Annotated in this window: 14 protein-coding genes; all 14 read right to left on the minus strand. The window is 72.0% G+C overall.

The window, feature by feature from the left end:
• Positions 1-5: 5 nt before the first annotated feature.
• Positions 6-1,034: an N-acetyl-gamma-glutamyl-phosphate reductase gene (gene argC / locus KIK06_RS12480; RefSeq protein WP_268643269.1), complete on the minus strand. Its 1,029-nt coding sequence runs from the start codon at positions 1,032-1,034 to the stop codon at positions 6-8.
• 438 nt (positions 1,035-1,472) lie between these two features.
• Positions 1,473-2,897, minus strand: a complete 1,425-nt coding sequence (locus tag KIK06_RS12485; protein ID WP_268643270.1) for an NAD(P)/FAD-dependent oxidoreductase — start codon at positions 2,895-2,897, stop codon at positions 1,473-1,475.
• 196 nt (positions 2,898-3,093) lie between these two features.
• Positions 3,094-3,585, minus strand: coding sequence for a MarR family winged helix-turn-helix transcriptional regulator (locus tag KIK06_RS12490; RefSeq protein WP_040690199.1), 492 nt, complete (start codon positions 3,583-3,585; stop codon positions 3,094-3,096).
• A 251-nt stretch (positions 3,586-3,836) separates the two neighbouring features.
• Positions 3,837-5,063 (minus strand): aminotransferase family protein, encoded by a 1,227-nt coding sequence (locus KIK06_RS12495; protein ID WP_026127849.1) that lies wholly within the window; start codon positions 5,061-5,063, stop codon positions 3,837-3,839.
• 541 nt (positions 5,064-5,604) lie between these two features.
• On the minus strand, positions 5,605-8,094 hold the full coding sequence (gene pheT, locus KIK06_RS12500; RefSeq protein ID WP_268643271.1) for a phenylalanine--tRNA ligase subunit beta: 2,490 nt from the start codon (positions 8,092-8,094) through the stop codon (positions 5,605-5,607).
• Complete coding sequence (gene pheS / locus KIK06_RS12505) at positions 8,094-9,212, minus strand: phenylalanine--tRNA ligase subunit alpha (protein ID WP_017599959.1); 1,119 nt, start codon at positions 9,210-9,212, stop codon at positions 8,094-8,096. The genes pheT and pheS overlap by 1 nt, the downstream gene beginning before the upstream one ends.
• Positions 9,213-9,390: 178 nt before the next feature.
• Complete coding sequence (locus KIK06_RS12510) at positions 9,391-10,632, minus strand: sensor histidine kinase (protein WP_026127850.1); 1,242 nt, start codon at positions 10,630-10,632, stop codon at positions 9,391-9,393.
• 495 nt (positions 10,633-11,127) lie between these two features.
• A complete protein-coding gene (locus KIK06_RS12515) occupies positions 11,128-11,985 on the minus strand; it encodes a TrmH family RNA methyltransferase (RefSeq protein WP_017599961.1) in 858 nt (285 codons plus the stop codon).
• 20 nt (positions 11,986-12,005) lie between these two features.
• Positions 12,006-12,377 (minus strand): 50S ribosomal protein L20, encoded by a 372-nt coding sequence (rplT, locus tag KIK06_RS12520; protein WP_017599962.1) that lies wholly within the window; start codon positions 12,375-12,377, stop codon positions 12,006-12,008.
• A 158-nt stretch (positions 12,378-12,535) separates the two neighbouring features.
• Positions 12,536-12,730 carry a 50S ribosomal protein L35 gene (gene rpmI, locus KIK06_RS12525; RefSeq protein ID WP_017599963.1) on the minus strand — a complete coding sequence of 65 codons (195 nt, stop codon included), beginning with the start codon at positions 12,728-12,730 and terminating at the stop codon, positions 12,536-12,538.
• A 188-nt stretch (positions 12,731-12,918) separates the two neighbouring features.
• Complete coding sequence (infC, locus tag KIK06_RS12530; protein WP_083924251.1) at positions 12,919-13,503, minus strand: translation initiation factor IF-3; 585 nt, start codon at positions 13,501-13,503, stop codon at positions 12,919-12,921.
• Between the two features lie 371 nt (positions 13,504-13,874).
• Positions 13,875-14,708 carry a shikimate dehydrogenase gene (locus KIK06_RS12535; RefSeq protein ID WP_268643272.1) on the minus strand — a complete coding sequence of 278 codons (834 nt, stop codon included), beginning with the start codon at positions 14,706-14,708 and terminating at the stop codon, positions 13,875-13,877.
• Between the two features lie 15 nt (positions 14,709-14,723).
• Positions 14,724-17,267, minus strand: coding sequence for an endolytic transglycosylase MltG (gene mltG / locus KIK06_RS12540; protein ID WP_268643273.1), 2,544 nt, complete (start codon positions 17,265-17,267; stop codon positions 14,724-14,726).
• Positions 17,264-17,752, minus strand: coding sequence for a Holliday junction resolvase RuvX (ruvX, locus tag KIK06_RS12545; RefSeq protein ID WP_026127851.1), 489 nt, complete (start codon positions 17,750-17,752; stop codon positions 17,264-17,266). The genes mltG and ruvX overlap by 4 nt, the downstream gene beginning before the upstream one ends.
• Between the last annotated feature and the right edge of the window lie 438 nt (positions 17,753-18,190).

The raw sequence follows: 18,190 nt of genomic DNA on the forward strand, positions 1-18,190 counted from the left end.
GCGTGTCAGGGAGCGACCGCGGTGAGCGGCAGTCCGGTGGTCTCGGGCAGGCCGAGGGCGAGGTTGGTGCTCTGGACGGCGCCGCCCGCGGTGCCCTTGGTGAGGTTGTCCAGGGCGGCGACGGCGACCATGCGGTTCGCGTCGGGATCCACGGCGACCTGGAGGAGCGTGGTGTTGGCCGCGAGGGTCATGGCGGTGCTGGGCCAGGTGCCCTCGGGCAGGAGGTCGGTGAAGGGCTCGTCGGCGTAGGTGGTCTCGTAGGCGGCGCGGACCTGCGCGGCGGTCACGCCGGGACGCAGGGGAGCGGTGCAGGTGGCGAGGATGCCGCGGGGCAGGGGGGCGAGGACCGGGGTGAAGGACAAACGGACGGGTTCGCCGGTCACGGAGGTCAGGTTCTGCACGATCTCGGGGTTGTGGCGGTGGGTTCCGCCGACACCGTAGGGGCTCAGGGCCCCCATGATCTCACTGCCGACGAGGTGCGGCTTGGGTGCCTTGCCCGCACCCGAGGTGCCGGTGACGGCGACGACGGTCAGGTCGGGCTCGACGAGCTGTTCCGCCAGTCCGGGGAAGAGGGCGAGGGTGGCGACGGTGACGTGGCAGCCGGGAACGGCCACCCGCCGCGCTCCGGCGAGTCGTTCCCGCTGCCCGGGCAGTTCCGGGAGACCGTAGGGCCAGGTGCCCGCGTGCGGGGTGCCGTAGAAGCGTTCCCAGGCGGCCGCGTCGTTCAGTCGGAAGTCGGCGCCGCAGTCGACGACCAGGACGTCGTCGCCCAACTGCTGGGCGATGTCGGCGGACTGGCCGTGCGGCAGGGCGAGGTAGACGATGTCGTGGCCGCGCAGCTCCTCCACGGTGGTGGGGGCCAGTACGCGGTCGGCGAGCGGGCGCAGGTGCGGCTGGTGCTCGATGAGGGGGGATCCGGCGTTGCCTCCGGCCGTGAGGGCACCGATCTCGATCTCCGGGTGGCCCAGCAGCAGACGCAGCAACTCGCCTCCCGCGTATCCGCTGGCTCCGGCGATCGCGGCGGTGTATCCCATGGTGCTCCCCCATTCGAAGCTGACTGAACTATCATGCACGCCTCTGCAAGTTTATGCAAACGTACACGAAAGAGACCCGGCCGCTCCGGCCGGGGTCGTAACGCACGCGAAGGGGACCGGCACGTCGACTGCTCGGTGACCTCGATCTGCCAGCGTGAGGTCGGTTTCCCCGGAACCCGCCGGCAGAGTTCCTCTCGCCCCTTGACGGCCTCCGAGGCCAGGGATGCGGGCCTCGTCCGCACGAGGGCGAGCAGGAGACGCGACGCGGTCCCCGCGCCTCGGGCTCACTCCACCCCCCCGGTGGAGGCACCGGACCGAGGTCGGCACCAGGGTCACCCTGACGGGTCAGCGCCGCGAGGGTCTCGAGATCGGCGCAGACCTCGGCGGTGTGCCTCCACCGTGTCACCGGGGGAAAGACCGGGGCAACCGAAGAACTGGTCAGCGACCCGCGATGCGGGTGGCCAGCCCGGCGAACCGGGAGGTGTGGGCGCGCTCCTCGGGGGTGCGGGACTCACGGCGGTCGGCCGTGCGGTAAAGACCGTAGATCACCTGCGTGCCCACCCAGCGCAGGGGTTCGGGTTCCCAGCCGCGGACCTGGTGGCCTACCCACGGCAGGCGGGTGAGGTCGGTGCTCCGGCCGAGGACGAGGTCGCGCAGGGTCCGCCCAGCGAGGTTGCTGGTGGCCACGCCGCTGCCCACGTAACCGCCCGCCCAGCCCAGGCCGGTCTCGGTGTCCAGGTGCACGGTGGGGCACCAGTCGCGCGGCACACCGAGCACTCCGGACCAGGCGTGCTCGACCGGCACGTCGGCCACGTCGGGGAACATGCGCGTGAGGGCGCGCCAGAGCTCGGCGATCGCCTGCGGCTGGGTGGATCCGTCCCGGTCCTGAGCGGATCCGAAACGGTAGGGCACACCCCGGCCGCCGATGGCGATGCGGTCGTCGGCGGTGCGCTGGGCGTAGACGTAGGAGTGCGCGGTGTCGCCCAGGACCTCGCGTCCGCTCCAACCGATCTTCTCCCACAGGGCGGGGGCGATCGGCTCGGTGGCGATCATCGAGGAGTTCATCGGCAGCCACTCGCGGCGCTGACCGCGCAGAGTGGAGGTGAACCCCTCGGTGCCGCGGATGACGTGGTCGGCGTACACGGTGCCGTGGTCGGTGACGGCGGCGGGGCGACCGGTGTCCCGGCGCGGGCGGATCTCCTCCACGGAGGTGCCCTCGAAGATGTCCACGCCCAGGGACTCGACCACACGGGCCAGGCCCGTGACGAGTTTGGCGGGCTGGACGCGGGCCGCGTGCGGGGAGTAGGCGGAGGCCACGGCGCCGTGGACGGCCAGCCGGGGCTCGTGCTCGGGCTCCAGCACGTGGATGTCGTCGGGCCAGTAGCCCCACTCCTGGAGGTAGTCGATCTCCTCGACCAGGCGGTCGCGCTGGGCGGCGTTGGTGGCGACCAGGCGCATGCCGCCCTTGACGATGTCGGCCTCGATCCCCTCGGCCTCGGCCACGGAGGCGACCTCGTCGACCGTCGCCATCATCGCGCGCTGCAGGGCGATCATGGCGGCCTTGCCGTGTGACTGCGCGTAACGTTCACGGGAGCCGGCGAACTCAGCCGACAGCCACCCTCCGTTGCGCCCGGAGGCTCCGAATCCGGCGAACTCGCGCTCGACGATCGCGACCCGCAGGTCCGGCTGGGCCTTCTTGAGGTAGTAGGCGGTCCACAACCCCGTGTAACCTGCGCCGACGACGCAGACGTCGTAGTCCGCGTCGCCGGGCAGGGCCGCCCTGCGCTCGGGCAGCCCGGACTCGCGGAACCAGAACGAGACGGCGCCGTTGCAAAAGCGCGAGGATCGGGGAATCGGCCTCATCTGCGCGGCTGTGGTGAAAAGTCTCATCATTCCCCCCGGAACCTCATCGCCCACGGCCCACCCCGCGTGGGACCCCAGAACTCCCGCCAACCTACACGGGAACGAAGGCGCGTGGGATGTTTTCGACACGTTCGGGCGGATCGGCGTGGGGAGGTCGGAGGAAAACGACTACACAGCGTCCGAGCCGAGGATCCCGTCAACGGCACGCACTGTCACGGAGAGTACGCGCCAGCGAGGCCAGTTGTCGAACTCCGTCAGCGCCGAGCGGGTCCAGGACGTGCTCGCGGAGCCGTTCAACGTGCTTGACGCGCACCTGGTCGATGAAGGCCAGTCCGGCGTCGGTGAGGGTCGCGTACACGACCCGGCGGTCGGAGTCACAGGCCGCCCGCTCCAGGTAGCCCTCGCGCTCCAATCGATCGGCGAGCTTGGTGAAACCGCCCGTGCTCAGGCTGACCTCACGTGCGAGGCGACTCATGGGCAGCCGGTGGCCGGGGGTCCGCTGGAGGCGGATGAGCACCTCGAACCAGGGGCCCGCCATGTCCCTGCCGTCCGGTGTCACCCCGCCGAGCAGTTTGGGCTGGAGCGCGTTCATCGCCTCGTGGAGCAGCCCCCAGGCGGTGATGAGGTCATCGTCGCTGGGCACCCCGGAGCCCACACCCGCTGAGCCGTCTGCCGTCCGTGCCGTCATGTCCCGCGCTCCCCCGTCGTCCGCGGGTGGGCTCCGACGCTTCCCACCCTCAAGAAATATCTTCCCAGAAAATATTACTCGATGGTGGAGATAGAGGCCAGCACGTTCCCGGCGTCGCACCCGAAGCGTGACGATACGCATCGGATCGGATATTCCAGAGGCGGCGGAGAGGGTGGAGAGGAGGGGCCGGTGCGGGGTTCGTCCTTGATCGTGTCCCTGCCGTCTTCGGGGCACGGCAGGGACACGATCCCTCAGTGCCTCGCGGCCACCGCGTCCAGGGCGGCCGTGAGAGTGGAGACCATGTGGTCGATCTGCTCCCACGTGATGACGAGGGGCGGCGAGACGAGCAGCGCCCGGGGTACCGGCCGCAGGATGACCCCGCGGGAGCGCGCCTCGGCGAACACCTCCGCCGTGGTGATCCCCCGTTCGGTGAGCGCCTCCTCGGTGAGTTCCACGGCGCCCATGACACCCACGCCCGACCGGACCTCGGCCACCAGCGGGTGGCCGCTCAGGGTGCGCAGCGCGCTGTCGAGGTGGCGCTCGACCTCCAGCGACACCGTGAACAGGTCCTCGCGCTCCAGGATGTCCAGGTTGGCCATGGCCGCGGCACAGCACGCGGGGTGCCCGGCGTAGGTGGTGCCGTGCATGAACGGGTGACCCGGTTCGTTCCAGAACGGATCGGCCACCCGCCCGCTGACCACCACCCCGCCGAGGGGCAGGTACCCGCTGGAGACACCCTTGGCGAACACGATCATGTCCGGGCTGACACCGAAGCGCTCGATGCCGAACCAGTTACCCATCCGGCCGAAGCCGCAGATGACGCTGTCGACGACGAACAGTACTCCGTACCTGCGACAGACACTCGCCACCTCGGCGAAGTAGCCCTCCGGCGGCGCGAACACGCCGCCGGCCCCGATGACCGGTTCGGCGAAGAAGGCCGCCACCCGCTCCGGCCCCACGCGCAGGATCTCCGCCTCCAGAGCGTCCGCGGAGTCGTACGGGACCACGGAGGTGTCCTCGACGAGCGGACCGTAGCCGGTGCGGAAGCGCTCCATGCCGATGATGCTGGTCCCGAAGCCGTGCAGTCCGTGGTAGCCACCGGTGCGGCTGATGAGGTGGGTGCGCTGCGGTTGCCCGAGGACCCCCCAGTAACGACGGGCCAGCTTGGCGGCGGTGTCGATCGACTCGCCTCCCCCGCAGGTCAAGATGACCTTCGGGTCGTCGACCGGCGCGTGCGCGGCCAGCCGTTCGCTCAGCTCCCAGGCGGGCCGGTTGGTGAAGTCCCCGTAGACGGTGTAGGCCTCCAGGGTGCTGATCTGCCGGTGGACCGCGTCCGCGATCTCGGTGCGGCCGTGCCCGACGTTGCTGTACCAGAGGCTGGACGTCCCGTCCAGATACCGGTCGCCGGACGTGTCCCAGAGCCACACACCCTCGGCGCGCTCCACGACGAACTCCGGGCCGGTGGCCACGGTGTTCATGTCGCAGAAGGTGTGCCAGAGGCGACTGGGCCCCCTGTGTTCCTTCGGGACGAGCGCGGACGAGACAACCGTTTCGGTCATATGGCGACCTCCGAGCCGAGTCATGCGCATGAGCGCAGCGGAAAACTCAGGTTGAACCGACCCACACTTGGGCGCCCAGAGTGTGTCAGGTGCTTGCAGGCTAAGTTCTCCACCCACCAGTGAGCAAGAGCCAAAACGATCCTTCATGCCCCGAAACCCAAACTTCATGCGGGCTACCCTCGGCAACCAGCACCAAAACCCCTTCTACGCAGGAAAAACGGGGCGAAAATCAGTTCAGATCCGACCCGCGGGAACCGACGGTTTCGCCACGCTCCGGGTGTCCCGGTTCACGTGTGCGGCATCCACCCGACACGACGACGGCGGGGCCGGTCGCCCCCTTCCGGGAGAACCGGCCCCGCCGTACCTCTCCGGGCCCGCGGCCTGTCTTCTGGGGCGATCGCCCCAGGGGTGGCGCCCGAACACGGTCCGAAGCGCGGCGAAGGCCCGAAGAGAACACCGCCTACGCGCGCGGAGTCGCCCCCGTGCGCTCGGCCGCCGTCGCCACGGCGGCGTCGCGCGCGGCGGTGGTCTCCTCGGCGGTCAGCGTGCGGTCCTCGGCTCGGAACCGCAGGGTGAAGGCGATCGACTTACGCCCCTCCCCGACCTGCTCACCCGTGTAGACGTCGAACAGGCGGACGCTCTCCAGCAGGTGACCCGCGCCCTCGGCCAGGGCATCGCCGACCGTTCCGGCCGGGACCGCCTCGTCCACGATGAGGGCGACGTCCTGGGTGGCCACCGGGTAGGTGGACACCTCGGGAGCGACGGTCTCGGTGCGGGCCCGCTCGATGCGGTCAAGGTCGACCTCGACGGCCGCGCTGCGCTCGGGCAGGGAGAACGCCTTGACCGTGCGCGGGTGCAGCTCACCGGCGTGGCCGACGAGCACGCGCTCACCGTCCACCCGCGTGTAGAGCGCCGCGCAGCGGCCGGGGTGCCAGGGGGCGTGCTGGTCGGCCTCGACCTCCAGCTCGACTCCGGCGACCCGGGCGACGTCCCGCGCCACCTGGATCGCGTCGGCCCAGGAGGCCGGGCGGCCCCGTCCCCACCACCCCGCACGCTCGGCGTCGCCCGCCAGGACCGCACCGACCCGGCGCGGTTGGTCGGGCAGGGCGGCGTCGATCTGGCGGAGCTCCTCGGCGCTGGGCCCCCGGTCCACCGGCAGCAGCGGCGCGCGGGTCGATCCGGGCTTGGGGCGGTACACCAGGCCCATTTCGAAGAGCGCGACGTCGGGGAAACCTCGGCCCACGTTGCGCGCCAGGGCCTTGAACAGGCCCGGCAGCAGCGTGGTGCGCAGTAGCGGCTCCTCGTCGTTGAGGGGGTTGGCCAGGCGCAGGCCCACCCTGCGGGCGTCATCGGCCTCCAGCTGGAGCCCGTCGAGGTCACGTTCACCCACGAAGGGGTAGCTGAGCACCTCGTTGTACCCGGTGGCGGCCAGGGTCCGCCCGACCGCGCGGCGCAGTCGCTGGCCGGCGGTCAGCCCGCGCCCGGAGGGGGCTCGCGGCGGAACCGAGGGGATGTTCTCGTAGCCCTCGAGCCGGATGACCTCCTCGGCCAGGTCGTTGGGGTCGGTCAGGTCGGGCCGCCAGGTGGGCGGGGTGACCGCCAGGGTGCCGCCGTCGGCCTCGATGGAGCAGCCCAGGAGGCGCAACCACTTCTCCGTGGTGCCCTCGGGGTAGTCGACCCCGGCGACGGCGCCCGCGTGGGCGGCGTCGGCGCGGATCGGCTCGCGGGGCGTGGTCTGGTCGACGTGGGTGTAGGCGTTCTCGACGGTGGCACCGCCCAGCTCGGCGAGGAGCCCGACCGCACGGGTGGCGGCGGCCAGCTGGACGGCGGAGTCGATACCGCGTTCGAAGCGGCGGGAGGACTCCGAGGACAGCTGGTGGCGGCGCGAGGTCCGCGCGATGTGCATCGCCTCGAAGTGCGCGGCCTCCACGAGCACCTCGGTGGTGGTCAGGGAGATCTCCGTGGACAGCCCGCCCATGACGCCCGCGATGTTGACCGGACCGGTCGGATCGGCGATGACGATGTCGTCGGAGTCCAGGGCCCGCTGGACGTGGTCCAGGGTCTCCAGCTTCTCCCCCTGCGCGGCGGGACGCACGCTCAGGGCGCCCTTGAGGCGACCGCGATCCCAGGCGTGCAGCGGCTGTCCGAGTTCGAGCATCACGTAGTTGGTGACGTCGACCGCCAGGGAGATCGGACGCACACCGCTCTGGTGCAGGCGGCGGCGCATCCACATCGGAGTGGGCGCCTGGGGGTCGAAACCGGTGGCGCCGCGCAGGACGTAGCTGTCGCACACCTTCGGGTCGACCTCGGCCGGGTGGCCCTCACCGGTGGGCACGGCGACGTCGACGGCGGCGGGGTCGCGGAAGTCCACCCCGTACAGGGCGGCGGCATCGCGAGCCACGCCGCGCATGGACAGGGCGTAGCCGCGGTCCGGGGTGACGGCGATGTCGAGGACGTCCTCGCGCAGGCCGAGCGGACCGATGGCGTCCGCGCCGGGCTCGCCGAAGCCCTCGGGCAGGACGATGATGCCGTCCGGGTCCTCCCACAGCCCCAGCTCGGGGGTGGAGCAGATCATGCCCGCCGACATGCGGCCGTAGGTCTTGCGGGCGCCGATGCTGAACCCTCCGGGCAGCACCGCGCCGGGCAGCGACACGACGACGAGGTCGCCCTCGACGAAGTTGCGGGCGCCGCAGACGATCTCCTGCGGCTCTCCGGTGCCGTTGGCCGGCCCGACGTCCACCCGGCAGAACCGGATGGGCTTCTTGAAGCCGGCGAGCTCCTCGATCTCCAGCACGCGGCCGACGACGATCGGGCCGCTGATGTCGGAGCCGAGCTCGTCGACGGTCTCGACCTCCAGCCCGGCCAGGGTCAGCTTGGCGGCGAGGTCGCGGGCGGTGACGTCGGACGGCAGGTCGACGTACTCCCGCAGCCAGGTCATGGGGACGCGCATCAGTTCTCACTCCCGAACGCCGAGGTGAAGCGGACGTCGCCCTCGACCATGTCGTGCATGTCGCGCACCCCGTGCGCGAACATCAGTGTCCGTTCGATTCCCAGGCCGAAGGCCCAGCCGCTGTAGACCTCGGGGTCCACCCCGGCGGCGGTGAGCACGCGCGGATTGACCACGCCGCAGCCGCCGATCTCGATCCACCCCTCGCTGGAGCAGGTGCGGCACGGCGCCTCCGGGTCGCCCACGGACGCGCCGCGGCACGCGAAGCACTCCATGTCCACCTCGGCGGACGGCTCGGTGAAGGGGAAGTAGGAGGCACGGAACCGGGTCCGCAGGCCCTCGCCGAACATGCCGTGCACGAAGGCGTCGATGGCGCCGCGCAGGTGTGCCAGGGTGATGCCCCTGTCCACGACCAGGCCCTCCAGCTGGTGGAAGACGGGACTGTGCGTGGCGTCGAGCTCGTCGGTGCGGAAGGTCTTGCCGGGCGCGACCACGTAGACGGGCAGCTCGCGCGAGAGCAGGGCACGCACCTGGACCGGGGAGGTGTGGGTGCGCATGACCAGGCCGGTCTCGCCCCCGTCGGGGCTCTCGACGAAGAACGTGTCCTGCATGGTGCGGGCCGGGTGGTCGGGCAGGAAGTTGAGGGCGTCGAAGTTGAACCACTCCGCCTCGATCTCCGGCCCCTCGGCGACCTCGAAGCCCATGCCGACGAAGATGTCGGCCATCCGCTCGGCGACGGTGGTCAGCGGGTGCCGGGCCCCGCGCGGCGCGCGGTCCCAGGGCAGGGTGACGTCGACCCGCTCCTCGACGAGGACACGCTCGTCGCGCTCGGCCTCGAGGACCGCCTGGCGGGCCTTGAGTGCCTGGCCCACGTCGCGGCGGGCGCCGCCGACGCGCTTGCCCGCGTCGGCCTTGGCGGCCGGGGGCAGCGCGCCGATCTCCCGGTTGGCGAGCGCCAGCGGCGAGCGGTCGGAGGCGTGCGCGAGCCGGACCTCCTTGAGTTCGGCGAGGTCTCCGGCGGCCTCGATGGCGGCCAGAGCCTCCTCACGCATACGGGCGACCTCGTCGGGGTGCAGGGGGGTCACCTCGACGGGGTCGAAGGAATTGTTCGGTGCAGACATGGTTGGTTGCCTCGCCGCCGGGCCCCGCGACGGGGGTGGGCGGCAGTCACGGTCCGCCCCCGGGGGCGGACGAAGCCGACAGGACAAGCACAGGCGGGTTGCGGGCGGCCCGGGTGACGGGTCCACCGCCGCGGCCCGGGCACGCTGAGACGCCCACCGGGGCCGAAGGTCTGAGGTCTCAGACGAACTCGGGGGTCCCGGCGGGCATGGTAAATCGGAACTCGGCGCCGCCGCTGGGGGCGCGCCCGACGGTGATCGTGCCGCCGTGGGCCTCGACGAGACCCTTGACGATGAACAGCCCGAGGCCGGTCCCGCTCCGGTGCTTGCTGCGCCAGAACTGACGGAAGACGCGCGGAATGGTCTCGGGCGCGATGCCCTGGCCCTCGTCGCGCACCGACACCGCTGTTCCTCCCTCGCACGGCTCGATCACGATACTGACAGTACCAGCGCCGTGCCGCACCCCGTTTTCCACCAGGTTCGACAGGATCTGGCCGATCTTGTCGGAGTCGAGCCACATCTGCGGGAGTTCGCCCCGGGTCTCGACGCGGAAGCGCTCCTCCGGCTCCCCGGCGGCCACGCGTCCGGCGACGACACGGCGCACGGCGTCGGGAAGGTCGACGACCTGGCGGCGTACCTCCAGACGGCCGGACTCGATCCGGGAAACGTCGAGAAGGTCGTGGATGAGGCGGGTGACGCGGTCGGCGTCGGCGTTGACCGTCTCCAGCATGAACAGCTTCTGCTTGTCGGTGAGCCGTTCCCACTTGGTCAGCAGGGTGGAGGTGAACCCCTTGACGCTGGTCAGGGGGGAGCGCAGTTCGTGGGCGACCTCCGAGACGAGGTCGGCGCGGCTGCGGTCGGCGCTGGTGGCGGCGTCCCTGAGCGTGATGACCAGGCGGACCAGGTCACCGCCGGGCCGGGCGCGCACGTAGCGGGCGGCCACGAGGATCTCACGGTCGTCGGGGAGGTAGAGGGCGCGTTCGGCCTGTCGGACGCGGTCGCGATCACCGCCGTAGGGGTCGCTGGCCTCCCACCAGTCGTGGCCGTCGGGGCCGACGAGGGCGAGGGCCTCCCGGAAGTCGCGGCCGAGGGCGGAGCGAGCCGGGATACCGGTCAGATGGGAGGCTTGGGCGTTGAACAGGACGACACGGCCGCCCGCGTCGGCGACCACCACCCCGTCGGGGAGGTCGTCGGCGTGCAGGGGGGCGCCACCAGGTCCTCCGGAGGCGCCGTCGACGTCCCAGAGGGCGGTGTCGCCTGCTTCCGTGACGGTTGTGAAACGAACGCCCGAATCGCGCGTATTCTCCGGTTCAGAGGGAATGTCGGTAGCTGGTTCGGCCCCCCGAACGGGGTCTCCCATGGCGTGCCCGGTCCCACCGTCTGAGTCCTCCGCCGGGTGACCCGCCTGCCGGCCGCTGCCCACGCCTCTCCCCGCTCCCCTTGAAGATCCACGACCGCACGTGCGCCGGGCCGAGAACCGCTGACCGGTGGCGTCCGCCCCACGTCCGCGGGCACCACCGCAGGTTGTCTACCCTGCACTCCGACCTGGTACGCCTTGTGGACCGGGATCGGGACGTCCAGCGGTAGACGAGCGTACAAGCACTCCCCGAGCGCCCGCCCTCCGTGGACGGGGATCCTCCGTCCACACGGCGCGGCGCGTGCTCACACCGTGTCGTCAAGCCTGCCCGGCGACGACGGTCCACCCCAGCCCCGACCCGTGAGGCGGGTGGGCGCGCGACCGCCTACGCGGAATCCGCATGGTCCTCCGTGGCCCGAGAACGACCTTATCGGTACCGGCCGCCTGAGGATGTGCGTTTGAGGTCGAACGCACGACCAGCGGCAGGTTGTGCCCGGCCCGCTCGGACGCCGGGTGCCACGGAGAGTGAGGGCGCGCCCTCTCCGGTGGGGCGGGACCGGGTCAGGCGTCCACGCTCGGGGATCGCCGCTGCTGACGGGCGGTGGTGTAGAGGCAGACCGCCGCGGCCGTGGCCAGATTCAGGCTTTCGGCCCCGCCGTAGATCGGAACGCTGACCGCTCCGTCGGTGAGGCGCACCGTCTCCTCGGGCAACCCCCAGGCCTCGTTGCCGAAGACCCATCCGACAGGGCCGTCGAGGTCACCGCCGTCAGCGACCTCGTGCAGGTCGCGGGGGCCGCCGCCGTCGGCGGCCCACACCACGGCCCCGCGTTCGCGCAGGAAGTCCACGGCCCGGGCGACGGGGACGCCGACAACCACCGGCAGATGGAACAGGCTCCCGGCGGATGCGCGCACGCACTTGCCGTTGTAGGGGTCGACGGAGGCGTCGGTGAAGATCACGACGTCGGCCCCCGCCGCGTCGGCGGTCCGCAGGACGGTGCCCGCGTTGCCGGGGTCGCGCACGTGGGAGAGCACGACCGCCAGACGGACGTCGCCGACCCGGTCGAGGGGCACGTCGACGAACTCGCAGACCGCGATGATCCCCTGGGGGGTCACGGTCTGGGCCAGCTCCGACATCACGTCGAGACTGACCCGGTGGGTGGGGACCCCGGCCTCACGGGCGGTGTCCACCAGCGTGAGGTGGCGCTGCATGGCCTCCGCCGTGGCGAAGACCTCGACCACCCCGGCACCGGCCCCCTCCGGGGACCGGCTCTCATCGGCCGCGGCGGCCAGGGCCTCCCGGACCGCCTGTGGTCCCTCCGCCAGGAAGCGCCGCTCGCGTTGGCGGAAGGTGCGCTTGGCGAGCCGCCGAACCCCCTTGATCCTGGGTGAACGGATACTCGTGAACTCGTGGCTCGCCATCGCGTCGTCTCCCGAGGGCGTCAGGCCGCGGCAGAGGCGGGGAGGGCCTGCTTGGCCTTCTCCACCAGGGCGGCGAACGCGGCCTCGTCGTTGACGGCCAGCTCGGCCAGCATGCGACGGTCGACCTCGATGCCGGCCAGCTTCAGGCCCTGCATGAGGCGGTTGTAGGTGAGGCCGTTGGCGCGGGAGGCGGCGTTGATGCGCTGGATCCACAGACGACGGAACTGCCCCTTCCGGTCCTTGCGGTCCCGGTAGGAGTAGGTCATCGAGTGGAGCATCTGCTCCTTGGCCTTGCGGTACAGGCGCGAGCGCTGACCGCGGTAACCACTGGCGCGGTCGAGGATGACCTTGCGCTTCTTCTTGGCGTTGAGAGCCCGCTTCACGCGTGCCACTGTGACTCCCTCGTTGTCTCTTCCGGCGCGCACGGCGCACGGAGGCGGCCCGGCTCAGACGAGCCCGGCGACCGTGATCGCTTCAGGTTGCTCTCCTCCGGGTGCCGTCACCGCGCCGGGCGCGTGGGCACTCCCGAACGGGAGGAGAAGGGTTCGGCCTACTTGCCGAGGAGCTTCTTGATGCTCTTGGTGTCGGCGGGGGCAAGCACGGCCTCGTTGCTCAGCTTGCGCTTGCGCTTGGAGGTCTTGTGCTCAAGGATGTGGTTCTTGTTGGCACGGCGGCGCATGATCTTGCCGGAACCGGTGACCTTGAAGCGGTCCTTGGCTCCACTGTGGGACTTGTTCTTCGGCATGTCGCCGTCGTCTCCTACTCCGTCGGCGCGCCACCAGCGGTGGGCTGGTGACGCGGTTCTTCCGCTGCTATGGCGGGCTCCCAGCGCGCGTCCGACCGACGCGTCCGGGCCGTTCGCGCACAGCCCACCCCACCACCCGGCTTCCGTTCACACGGCGACCGGGCGGTGGGGGACTTCCCCTGACGCCGCTACGCCTGTTCGCGCTGCTGGCGGCGGGTCCTGTCCCCCGCCGCTGCACGGGCCTCGGCCTTGTGCTCGGACCGCCGCTTGTGCGGGCCGATCACCATGACCATGTTGCGGCCGTCCTGCTTGGGCTGGGACTCGACCGTGCCAAGATCCTGGACGTCCTCGGCCAGCCGCGCCAGCAGTCGACGGCCGAGTTCGGGCCGGGACTGCTCGCGCCCGCGGAACATGATCGTCACCTTGACCTTGTCCCCGCTCTTGAGGAACCGGACGACGTGACCCTTCTTGGTCTCGTAGTCGTGCGGATCGATCTTCGGGCGGAGCTTGATCTCCTTGATGATCGTGTTCGACTGGTTCTTGCGCGACTCGCGCGCCTTCACCGCGGACTCGTACTTGAACTTGCCGTAGTCCATCAGCTTGGCGACCGGCGGGCGGGCGGTCGGCGCGACCTCGACGAGATCGAGGTCGGACTCCTGCGCCAGACGCAGCGCGTCCTGCACGGAGACGATGCCGACCTGCTCACCGTTGGGTCCGACAAGACGGACCTCGGGCACCCGGATGCGGTCATTGATGCGGGGCTCGGCGCTGATGAGACCCCTCCCTAGCTTTCTCGGATTACCTGGGACCGGCCGTCCGCCGGGAGGAGGACGGCCTGTTCGACCGGGGCTCCCGAACCCGTCGGGCCTCCCGGCCGCGTCGGGGTCCCCGAAAAGCGAAAACCCCGCCAGCATGTGCAAGCGGGGCGATCCGACCGATGTTCCCGACGGCGGACACGCGTGTGCGCCGGATCCCCTGGGGGACCACTGGCCAGCACGACGCGGCTGCCCGTTCATCGGACCGGAACCCACACGGGCCGAGCCCGGCAGGTGGGAGGATCATTCTCCGCTTGCGGTTCCGGTGTGCGCGCACACCGGACCAAGTCGATACCGCACCACTCTAGCACCACACCCGGGGTGCTCGGTCACGTGGCGTCGGCGCCCGCGCGGCGGTCCAGTTCCGCCTCACCCGCCGCGCGCATGGCCGCGACCGGAACGTCGGCGATCCCGGTCATCAACCGGACCTGGGCGACCGCCTGGTGCAGGAGCATCGGGAACCCGCCGACCACACGACCGCCGCGCTCGGCCACCGCGCTCGCGGCGGCGGTGGGCCACGGCGAGTAGACGACGTCGAACAGGTCGGCGCGCGAGGCGGCCAGGAGGTCGGCGTGGCGGTCGGCCGCGCCCGAGGGCAGGGACGACACGACCAGGTCCACGTCCAGGTGGGCGCCGATCTCGGTGAGCGGCGCGACCCGCACGGGGTGCCCGAGCCGCTCCGCCGCGGCGGTGACCTCGCCCGTGCGGGACGTGTCGCGGGCCAGGACCGTGACGGCCGAGGTGAGGCCCAGCCGGAGCAGTGCCGCGAGCGCGGAGGCCGCCGTGGCTCCCGCGCCCAGGATGACCGCCTCGCGCGGTGAGCCGATCCCGGCCTCGGCGAGCGCGGTGGCCACACCCTCGACGTCGGTGTTGTGGGCGTGCCACCCGCCGTCGACACGGACGAGGGTGTTGGCCCCGCCCACCCGGCGGGCCAGGTCGCCGACCCTGTCGGCCAGGTCCAGGGCCCGGCGCTTGAGCGGCATGGTCAGCGACAGGCCGGCCCACGTCTCGTCGAGTTCCTTGAGGAAGGGCGCCAGCCCCTCCTCGTCACACTCGTACCGGCCGTAGGACCAGTCGTCCAGACCCATCGCCGCGTAGGCGGCGGTGTGCAGGACCGGTGAGAGCGAATGGGCCACCGGCGAGCCCAGGACCGCGGCGCGCACGGGCGCCTCCCTTCCCTACCAGCCGTCGCTGTACTCGGCCACCATCTGGTTGTGCTCATCCAGGGTCCGGGAGAAGCCGGTCTCACCGGTCTCGGGGTTGACGAGCGCGAAGTAGAGGTAGTCCGTCTCGGCCGGTTCCAACGCGGCCTCGATGGCGGCCTGTCCGGGAGCCACGAACGGGCCGGCGGGCAGGCCGGCCCTGCCGTAGGTGCCGTAGTCGCCCGGGTCCGCCTCACAGTCGATCTGCTGCTGCTCGGTCAGTGCGAGGCCGTGCGTGCCGAGTTCGTAGAAGCACGTGCTGTCCATCTGGAGCGGCATGCCCTGGTCCAGGCGGTTGTGCACGACCGCCGAGATGTTGGCCATGTCCTCCTCGCGGCCGCTCTCCGCCTGGACGATGGAGGCGATCGCCATGACCTGGTTGGGGTCGTATCCCAGGCCCTCCGCACGCTGCTCCAGGTCGATCTCCTGGGCGACCCGGCGGAACTCCGTGACCATGGTCCGCAAGACCCCGGCCGGCTCGGCGCCGGGGTCGAACCGGTAGGTCTCGGGGAACAGGTACCCCTCGGGGCCCTGGGTCGCGTACTCGGGCAGCCCCAGGTCGGCGTTGTCGTAGGCCTCCTCCAGGTCGGCCACCGGGATGCCCAGCTGCTCCGAGAGGGTCTGGAGGACGCCGTCGCCCTCCTCGACCGCCTGCGCCCGCAGCCCCTCCGGGATGGTCACCCGCCCGCCGAGGCGGTTGGCGTCGTCGAGCAGGGCGGCCACCGCGCTCTCGCCGCTCATGTTCTCGGCCAGGGAGTAGGTACCGGGCTCCAGCCCGCCCCCGCCCTCGTCCTCGGCGTCACCGAGCGCGGCGGTGAAGGCGCGGACGCTGGCGACCACACCGGCCTCGACCAGGGCCTCGCCGACCGCGGCGCCGGACTGGCCGTTCTCGATGACGAAGACGACCTCACCCGCCCCCTCCCCGTCGTAGTCGGCGGGCACGACGTAGCGGAACGCGCCGTAGCCGCCCGCGCCGACGACCAGGACGAGCACGACGGCGGCCGCGGCCGTCAGCTTCCTGCCCCGGTTCCTACGGGCCTTGGCTCCGCCCGAACGCTTGTTCCTCTGCGCCTGCTTGAGTTGCTTGCGCTTTCTGCGGCTGCCGCCGTAGGCCTCGGCGATGTCGTTGAGGTTGGGCTCCTCGTACCCGTCGTCCTCGTCGTCGTAGGCGGGCTCGTCCGGCTGGTCCTCGACGGGGTCGGGCTCGGCGACCGCGGGGGCGCGCCTGCCGCCGCGCCTGCGGCGGCCCCGGCGACCGGCGGGCTCCTCGTCACCGCGGCCGCGTCGACGGCGCCCCCGACGTCCGGCGGGCTCGTCGTCGGCGGGCGGTTCCTCCTCGGCCGTGACGGAGTCGTCGTAGTCGTCGTAGTCCGCGTAGGCGTCGTAGTCCGCGTAGCCGTCGGCCCGGTCCTCGTCGTGGCCGGGCTCGGAGAGCGCGTCGGCCTGGGCTCCGGGCGCGGCCAGCGCCGCGGTGTCGGCCGGGACGTCGGCGAGGAAACCGCTCTCGTCGGCGGCGGGCTCCGGGGCCGCGCGCCGCGAGGAGCGGCGCCGGCCGCGACGGCCGGGAGTCTCCTCGGCGGGCGGTGGCGTGTCCGGTTCCTCCTGGCGGGCACGCCTGCGGCGGGTGCCGCGTCGGGGTTCGTCGACCACCGGCGTGGGGCCCGTGGCGGGGGCGTCGTAGGCCTCCGCGGGGGCCCCGGTCTCGTCCTGGGCGGGTTCGGGGGCTCGGCGGCGCCCGCGCCGTGCGGCCGGGGGATCGGCGGGGGCCTCACGCTTGCGGCGGCCCCGGCGGGGACGGTGCTCCTCCTCGGGCTCGTCCATGAGGAAGGACGGCATGGGACCGTCGTCCTCGCCCCACAGCGGTGACGGGGACTCGGGTTCCTCGGCGGGTCGGGCCCTGCGGCCGCGCTGGGGCGGCTCCTCGGCCGGAGCGGAGGGGGCCGTCGGGTGCTGGCCGCCGAGGTCGGCGAGGGCGGCGAGCGCGTCCTGGGTGGGGTCGGCGGCGCCGCGCGGGGGCGCGGCGGCACCGGGCCGCTGGGGACGCGGGGTGTCGGAGGCCTGCTGGGGGTGAGGGGTACCGGGCGGCTGGGCACGGTCCGTCTCGGCTCCCTGGGGGCGGCCCGCGGCGGAGCGCGCGGCACGTCCGCCGCGCAGGGCGTCGGCGGCCCCACCACGACGCGGCGGCTCACTGGGAGGGCCCTGCCTGCGGCGGCGCCCGGGGTTCTGCGCGCCGGGGCCCAGGGGGTCCTCGACCGTACCGCCGCGGGGGGCACGGTCGGGTGTACGGGGGTCTCCGGGCGCGCGACGGTCACCCCGCGCACGGGGGTCGTCCGCGGCGCGGCGCGGCTGAGGACGGCCGTCGGCGTCGAACCGCTCGCCTCGGGGCTCCGGCTCGGGACGGGCCCGACGTCCGCGGGGCCTCGGCTGGGTGGGGATGGGGTCGGTCAGCGGGTCGTAGTCGTAACCGCGATCGACGTGTCCACGAGAGGGATCGTCGGGGTAGGAATCCCTGTCGTTCATGATTCTCCCTGGCTGGAGCGGACGATCTCGCCCGGGGGGTGGCCTGTGGACCGTTCCTGGTCCAAGGTGCTCTGCAGGAGCACGGTGGCGGCCGCTTGGTCGATCACCGACCGACGCGCCCTGCCACCCTTGGCGCCCTTCTTGGCGAAGGCGGCTCCCGAGAGCAGCTGCGCCTGGGCCGTCACCGTGGTGAGGCGCTCGTCGACCAGGCGTACGGGGATGGGATGGAGGATCCCGGCGAGGGCGGTCGCGAACTCACGCGCGGACCGGGCCGCGGGCCCCTCCTCGCCGGACAACGACGCGGGATAGCCCACGACGACCTCACGTGCCTCGCGTTCCACGACCAACTGGGCGATGCGGTGGATGTCGCCCTTGCCGCGTCGGATGGTCTCGACCGGGCTGGCGAGTACGCCGCTCGGGTCACTCGCCGCGACCCCGATACGGGCGTTACCGGGGTCGATCGCCAGACGCACACCGTGCCTCAAGGGCGTGTCTCCCCCGGACCGGGGACGGCGTACGGGCGGTCCGTGCCGTGGACGGCGCGGCACCGCGGCTGGGAAATCCTCAACACGGTGGTCCTGTTCGTCAGCTGGATCGCGGGAATCGCCGCGTGGACAGCCGCGTGATCGGCTGTGACGCGCCACAGTATGCCCGATTCGGTGACAGTGCGCAGCCTCGCAGGTGGTGACTGGTCGGCAGCTCCCCGTGGAGCGGAGACCGCGGTCACGCCCGCGTCAGCGGCGGATCCGGGGCCCGCACGTCTCGTCCGAGTGTAAGCCACCCACGTGGGATGTCCGGGCAGGCCGCTTTCTGAAAAGGTGTACCACTACGTACCGTGGTGGGACGACACGCCCTGGTACGCGGAAATACGAAGGCGGGTGCGGAATCGGTTCCGCACCCGCCTGGCGTGTCGTGTCTGTTTG

It is taken from the genome of Nocardiopsis sp. EMB25, assembly GCF_026797795.1.
In the GTDB taxonomy this organism is placed as follows: Bacteria; Actinomycetota; Actinomycetes; order Streptosporangiales; family Streptosporangiaceae; genus Nocardiopsis; species Nocardiopsis lucentensis.